This window comes from Flavobacterium sp. (assembly GCF_034111225.1).
Lineage (GTDB): Bacteria > Bacteroidota > Bacteroidia > Flavobacteriales > Flavobacteriaceae > Flavobacterium.
In genome coordinates this window covers 63146-71100 of sequence record NZ_JAWUXR010000001.1, presented here as the reverse complement: position 1 = coordinate 71100, position 7955 = coordinate 63146, and the positions used below count along the sequence as shown (strand labels likewise).

General features: G+C 35.0%; 2 protein-coding genes. Both read right to left on the bottom strand.

Translation table 11 applies throughout. The annotated features are described in order from the left end of the window. The coding region (locus UXY25_RS00275; RefSeq protein WP_320813991.1) for a M43 family zinc metalloprotease at positions 1 to 3003 on the bottom strand (3003 nt) is incomplete at its 3' end. Between the two features lie 108 nt (positions 3004 to 3111). After that, positions 3112 to 7854 (bottom strand): choice-of-anchor D domain-containing protein, encoded by a 4743-nt coding sequence (locus UXY25_RS00270; RefSeq protein ID WP_320813990.1) that lies wholly within the window; start codon positions 7852 to 7854, stop codon positions 3112 to 3114. Between the last annotated feature and the right edge of the window lie 101 nt (positions 7855 to 7955).

Below are 7955 nucleotides of genomic sequence, written 5' to 3'. Positions count from 1 at the left end.
AAAATTTGTTGTTGCTGTAACTGATTGATAAGCCGTTGGTGTAGTTGTACCAGTATATAGATATTGATAAAAACGTGTTGATACAGTGTTTGGAGAAAATGCTTGTAATTGTTGTCCAACAACCGGTGAAGACCAAGCTGTATAGTCTAAACGAATAGTTGGTGTAGCAACTCTTCTTACAATAATATTTCCAGTATTAATTGCAGCATCATTTAATTGACGTAAACCTGCATTGTTTTGAATGATTAAACTACCTGTTCCATTTACAATTACAGCATTATTAACATTTAAAGTATGTCCTGCATTAAACGTTACATTAATCCCTGAGTTAATTGTTGCTGAACATGCATCAACATTTGCTGATGAATTATAAGTTCCTGCAAAAGTAACAGCAGTTACTTTACTAGGAGCGCCATTTGACCATACTGAACCATTCCAAGTAGAGGCAATATCCCCACAGTTAATACCTGTTTTTGGACCTACAGCATATCCTCCTGACATACGAGTTGTAAAACTAGCTTCAAAAACAACATTTGCACCAAAAGACGTAATTGTCACTGGCTTTTCTTCAATAACATATGAAGTATAATTGGATGCATTAACAACACTAATATTGTTATTTTGAACTTTAATAATGTTTAACTGGCTTCTTGTTTTACCAGTTGCAGTTTCCCATGCAGCAACTTCTGCTTCAGTAAAATAGAACTTAACAGTATATGCGCCTGAAGGTGTATCGCTTGCAGTTGTAACATTAAATGTTTTTGCTAGCATTGCATTTGAAACATTAGCGTCTATAAATGCGGTTGTAGCTGCACCAATAGAAACTTGACTTCTGTTTACTGACACTGATGTACATCCATAGTTAAAACCACCTGTGTTGACAACACTTGCCATTACTTTTCCGGTTGAAGCATCTGTAGCGTAAGCTGTACCAGATGTTTGAATAGTTGCTTGATACAAAGTAGCTGTATTTACATCTGTTTGTACAAGTGTTGAAGTAACAGATTGTAATAAAACACTATCTAATAATAATAATCCTGTAGCAGTATTATTATTAATGTGAGCAAATGCTATATGTCCTGTTTGACCTGCAAAAGGAAGCATATTATGATTTTTTAAACTAGATGTTCCTGCAGCCTGTGTAGTACTGGCTTGAATAATTGTTCCAGAAGTAATTTGTGCAGCCGTAGTTGGATTAAGAGTAGTTGTAAAATAAGCTATAAAATTCCCTGAAGTTGCTCCATAACCAGCTAAAATATATGATAAATTTACCGATGTTGCTCCAACAGGAATTGTAACTTGTGGACTAACAATGTAATTATTAGGTGTAGCGCTTCCAGTTCCCCCTAAATAAGTTCTACTTTTTTCTGAATAAGCACATCCACCTACTATAGTATTTGGAGCAGTACCTATACCATTAGCACCTGTAACAAGGCCCCAAGTATCAGCATTAGTATCAACAATTGTCCATCCTGTAGCGGTTTCAAAATCCTCAGTTAATATTGTATTCGTTTGCGTTACTGTAGGTACGATATCATTATTAACTATAGTTATAGTCATTGTTTTAGCTGCATTATTTAATACTGCATCACCACCATTAGCGTTTAAAGTTAATGTTACATCAAAAGTTTCATTTCCTTCTACTAAGCCATCATTATAAACTCTTATTGTTAAATTTTGAGTAGTTGTTGAACCTGTAGGAAAAGTAACCGTTGGATTAACAATTGTATAATCCACATTTTGAGTAGCAGTAACGTCAGTAACATTAAAAGTTACAGTAGCATTAGCAGTTGCAACTTTTCCTATAGTAATTGGGAAAGTAACATCTGTAAAGCTACAATTTGTTCCTTCATTTATAGATCCTGTAGGATTTGTAAATCTAATTATAGGACTTGGCCCTTGACATTTTGTTGAACTAGCCAATGATGCTCTTCGTGGTGAAACTGTAAAAACGGTACGAATTCTTGTTTTTTGATCTTGTGTAAAAATATTCATACAAGAATCATCTGTATAATCCATATAATTTTGAACCATATCTACTGTGCCACAAGAGACATGTGTTGTAGGGCAACCAAAATTAGATGCGTCAGATTCGGGAGTATCCGCACAAAAATCATCTACTCCACAGGCTCCATCGCCCCAAATGTGACGTAATCCCATCCAGTGACCTACTTCGTGTGTCATTGTTCTACCTAGATTATAGGTAGGATTATACGAACCCGCAGCATATGCTTGTGAGCCAAATGCATCAAAAGAAGAAACAACTCCATCTGTATTAGCTGCTCCTCCAGAAGCGTTCAGCCCTGCTAAACCAGAACTATCAGGAAATTGTGCAAAACCTAAAGTTCCTGCCATACCACCGCCAAAGCGTACCGACCACATATTTAAGTATTGAGTTGGATCCCAAGAAGTGTTAGCCTTCATTGTGTTTGTTGCAGCCATAGAGTCGTAACTAGCTGAACCGCCATTTACTCTATTAATTCCGCTGGTAGTATTACCAAGTGGGTCTGTTTGAGCCATGCAAAATTCTATCTCAATATCAGCACCTACCGGATTAGTATTATAACCCGGAGTACCCAATATTTTTCTAAAATCTTCATTTAAAACACGAATTTGAGAAAGAACTTGTGCATCATTTATATTTTCACCTGTTCCTAATGCATCGCCATTATGTATTACATGTACAACTACGGGAATTGTTAAAACGGTTGCTCTGTTTAAAGTTCCGTTGGCAATTTGTCTTTTATATTCATTGATTTTTGGGGCTAACCAATCTTCAAATTCGTTTGTTGTTGCTCTTTTTGGGTATTGTTTTTTCAAATAAGCTTCATACTCTGTAGAAGAACATCTTATATGCCCACTTGGGGTTAATTCTTGTGTAGATTCAATTTCTCTCCCAAACTGTTTTGTAACAGCAGTGTTAGACAATTGATTATTTTGCGCGCTAATTGACGTCATAAATGACAACAAGAAAACACAAGCTAGTAGGTAACTTTTGCTCATATTAAGTAGATTTGGTTAATAAATAGGCAAAACAAATGTAATTAAAAAAAACAAAAAAGCAATTCTTTTCAGAATTGCTTTTAAAATAATTATTTAAGAGTGATTTTCTTAAAACAACACTTTTTTACTAACTTTAGTGTCATTTTCTAATATTACATTTACAATTAATGCATTGTTTGTTTTTACAATTTCATTAACAAAAACAGAATTAGAATTTATGCTTGTCTTAGAAATTAATTTTCTTCCAAGCACATCAAATATTTCAATACTCTTAATTTTCATGTTATTAGAAATTATTTGAATGTTCTCATCAGAAACCACATACAATCCATTTTCGTTCAATTGGTCATCGTCATTACTTAATCTTCCATCAGTATATCTTAAAACAAATCTTTCGTTGTGTATTCCTGGCAAAGCATAAAAACTATACGGATTTTGTCTTAAATCATGAATAACGTTTAATTCTTTATCTTCTAAATATATATTTTGTCCTCTTTCAAAAAGACCATCAAGAGCTGCAATAGAAATAACATGAGTTCCTGGAATTGATGTTTTAAACCCAACCGAAACTTTATCATTTTCATTAAAAGTAGCTCTACCTTGAATAGCAAACACATCTAAACCTATTAAAGTATAAAGGTTTTGTGAGCTTTTATAATCAGTTAATGCATCATACATTCTATCTCTTAAGTTAGTCGCATCATCAACATAAGCAACTAAAGACCTCGTAGCTTCATTACTTGGCGTAGTTAAATCTAACCAAATACGGCTCTTAGAAACTTCTAAATTGCTATTATTTGCATTTCTATAAAATTGACTATTAGAATAACCTTTATCTCTCATAGAATTATTAAAGGTTGCTATAGAAGTAGTTGCTGCTCCCGGGTTCATTAAAGCAAAGAAACTTTGACCACCACCGATAACACTTAATGTTCCAGGACCACTTGTAGCTCCCGCCCCGTTAATAGCAATATAATCGGCAGCTGTATAGTTAGAAACAAAATTATCGTAAAATGGATCTGCAATTGCAGTACTAGGTGATGTACCGTGTGTCCAAAGTCTTACAAACCCATCTAATTCCACATTAGTAGATAAAAAAGTACTTATACTTATTGCAGATGGATAAGGATTTCCTAATAAATTCCAATTATCATCTGTTATAGTTCGCATTGTTCCATTAGGACCAACCGATCCTGCGTTTAAATCACTTCCTCTTTCAATAGGACTAGTTATAATACCATTATTTGCTACTCCAATAAAGTTTCTAGAGAAAACATCACGCATAATATAACCTTTACCAGATTGCATAGCTGTGCTTGCTGCACCAATCCAATAACCTTGACCTCCATTTGGATTTGCAAATGTTGGCGACCAACTATATACAACTCCTACAGGTGTATTTACGCCTCCAACTGGAGATGACCAATACACATAATCTAATGCAACACCTGAAGTGTTTCTTTGATAAGAAATATTACCTGTATTAACACCTGAATCGTCAACTTGAACTAATGAACCGTTATTTAAAACATTAAGAGCTCCGTTAACGGTTAAGTTATATTGTATTTCAACATATGTATTACTTTGAACATTAAGTGTAAATCCAGAGTTTACTAATAAACTACAACATTCAATATTACCGTTTAAAGTTGTGTTATAATCGCCGTTTATAGTTGCAAAAGCTATTGAAGTTGGAACTCCATTACTCCAAGCTAATCCATTCCAAGTAGTTGAACTTGCTCCAACACCTATAATAGTTGCATTTGACGCAACAAAACAAGTTGCAGTATCTTCCATTACTTGACAATAGTATTGATATCCTTCTAATCCTGAAAGGTTTGAAATTGTCATGTCTCCGGTTGTAACATTAGAATAAACTCCTCCATTTGTTAACGAAGTCCATCCAAGTGCGCCAGGTGCATTTACAAACCATTGATATGTTAACCCAGATCCTCCTGCTAAAGCTTCTGTTCCAACAACACTCAAAACAACACTATTTGTTCCGCAATTAAAAGCGTATGCTGGAGATGTTGTTAAAGGAGGATTACGAATACCCTCATAACTATCTATTAAAGAATAATCATCACTACAGCTATTAAAATCTATAATATCCCAGTCTGTTGAAACGAATGTTGTACTTGGTAAAGGAGTAGCGGTAGCTTTACGTTTAAAATCATAACCAGCAGAACCTAATCCAAGAGCATTTATCCAACTTGAACCATCACAAACACCCCAAGTATCGATAATAGTTCCCAATTTTGCCAAATGAATACAATCGTTGTTATTAACTCCACTTGAAACATCATTTTGATCTGCTAAAGTACCATCTCCCCCAGCAACCCCACATGCTGCACCAACACTAGTAGCTAAAGTAAAAGAATCTCCTGGCGCTAAAGTACCTGTTAGTGCAATGTCATCGCCTGTAGGACTCCCATTATTCCTTATGTATATTTCATAATCTGTCATATCAATAACAGAAGCGGTTCCATTAAAAATTTCAATATATGATAATGAACCTGTTGATGCATCTGTAACTTCTGAAATAAACAGCTCAGTAATTCCTACTGCTGCAGGGTCACATGTTGTTTTGTCATCTGTAATTACTGTAAATGTAGAGTATGATAAATCACAACCTAAAGAGTCTTGAATTACAATGTTTCCTGAAGTTGCGCTTGCAGGCACAGTTGCTTGAATTTCCGTGTCTGAAACAATTGTAAAAGAAGCATTTAACGCTCCAAACCTAACGGTACTTGCGGTTAAAAAACCTAAACCATTAATTGTTACAATTGTGTTTACTGGACCAGTTGTTGGCGAAATTGAACTAACTGACAATGTTGGAGTACAAGTAATTCCCTGACCTTGAATGCTAAAATTATATGGGTTTTCATCTGCATCATTATTATCAATAGACAATGTTGCAGTTCTTAAACCTAAAGCTGAAGGCTGAAATGTTATTTCAAAAGTTGTAGTCCCAGCTGCCGCTATTGTTCCTGAAGGAACAACAGAAACACTAAAATCAGCTGCGTTTGTACCAGATATGACAATATAAGGAGAAGCACCCGTTAAAGTTAATGGGTCTACTCCAGTATTTTCAATTGTAAATGTTTTTACAATTGTATTTCCAACTAATTCACTTCCAAAATCAGTATTATCTAATACAGAAGGAGTTGCATCTCCGTCAGCAATTGTTAGAGCATTACCAATTATAGCAATTTCAGGAACAATAGCGGGACCACAATAAACATTCACGTTTTGTAAATACCAAGGAGAAGTAGTTGAAGACGATTTTCTAAACTTTATATAAACATTTGAAAATGCAGTATAAGCAGAAAGGTCAACTGTACAAAATGTTGTTGAATTAGATGTTGTATTACCGTGATTATAAGTGGTAACAGTGGTATATGCTCCACCTTGAGTTGTTGTCGATATCTCTATAATTAAATCTTTAGCAGAAGTGTTGCTAGTTCTTCTTAAATCAAATGTTAAGCTAGTAGGGTTTGAAACTGCTACAGTTGCTAATTCCCCTGTACTACTACCAAAAACAGCTTCATTAGAAGCATAAGTAACACTTGTTGCAGACCAACCTGCTGGAGTACTTGTAAAAGCCGATTGATTTAAACATGGCCCAGCTCCTAAAGTAATTACTAAAGTTTGATTGTCAGAACCAGCTGCGTTAGTAGCTGTAATTGTTACATTAAAAGAACCCATTACAGAAGGCGTTCCTGAAATTACACCTGTTGCTGTATTTATAGTTAAACCCGCAGGCAAACCAGTAGCATTATAACTTGTTGGTGTATTGGTAGCTGTAATTGTATATGTGAAAGGTAATCCTTGATTTCCAGAAGCAGTCAAACTACTTGTAATTACTGGAGCACTTACACCATTTCCTTGAATTGCAAAAGTATATGGATTCTCATTACTATCATTGTTTACAATGCTTATTACAGCATTTCTTAATCCATCAGCAGATGGGTCGAAAGTTACTTGAAAAGTTGTAGAACCACTTGCTGCAACAGTCGCAGAAGGAGCAGTTGTAACATTAAAATCAGCTGCATTGACACCGCTAAAAGTTATAGCACCAACGTTTAAAACAGCAGTGCCTGTATTTTGTATTGTAAAAGTACGCACTATTGTTCCACCCGTAGTTGGAGTTGAACCAAAATCTGTATGATCTGTTAGAGAAGGCGTTGCGTCACCTGAAACTATTGAAACTGTATTTCCTTGTATATTTATTTCAGGTGCAGCGGCAGTAGGACTAGTACTACCGTTTAATATAACGTTTACCACATTAGAACCAATATCAAACCCCCCTGTTCCAGTGGTAGCAGAACCGCCATAACCATATATCCTAAATGTAGTGGCAACAGTAATGTTAACAAGTCCAGCTATAGTAATTGTGTTCTGCGTCCCTATAGCAGCAGTTGGAACTACAACACCTAAATTTGCAACATAACCATCATTTGAAGAGCGAAGAGCTACATTTTGAGGTCCTGTTCCAGATTTATCCCAATTGAAAACAAATGAAGTAGCTGTAAATGAAAAACCAACATTTGGAGTAACTGTAAACTGTATGTAATCATTACCTGCAACAGCCTCAGCCAATGTAGACGGAGAAGTATTTCCAGTATTCCACCAATTATTTCCTCCAAACCTGTTTGCATTTGCAGCGGCAGTTATCCCTGAGCCTAAAATTAAATTTGAACTCGATATATTTGGGTCATTAGAAACGCTTGGCTCAGTAAGTTCTGTTCCTGAATTTCCAAATGTATTCCATTGGATTAATTGAGCATTTGATGTGTTAATTGAAAATAAACTCAACAAAAAAGTTAATAGTAGTAATTTTAATCTCATGTTTTTGTGTTTTAAATCGCTATGCTTGCATAGTTTTTATAAATTTGGACAGCCTACAAATATAAATTAATATTTGTTATAGATAAAATGTTTTGCTCATT

Coding starts and splice junctions, on each gene's coding strand:
- UXY25_RS00270 (WP_320813990.1), bottom strand. CDS start 7,854: ATGAGATTAAAATTACTACTATTAACTTTTTTGTTGAGTTTATTTTCA.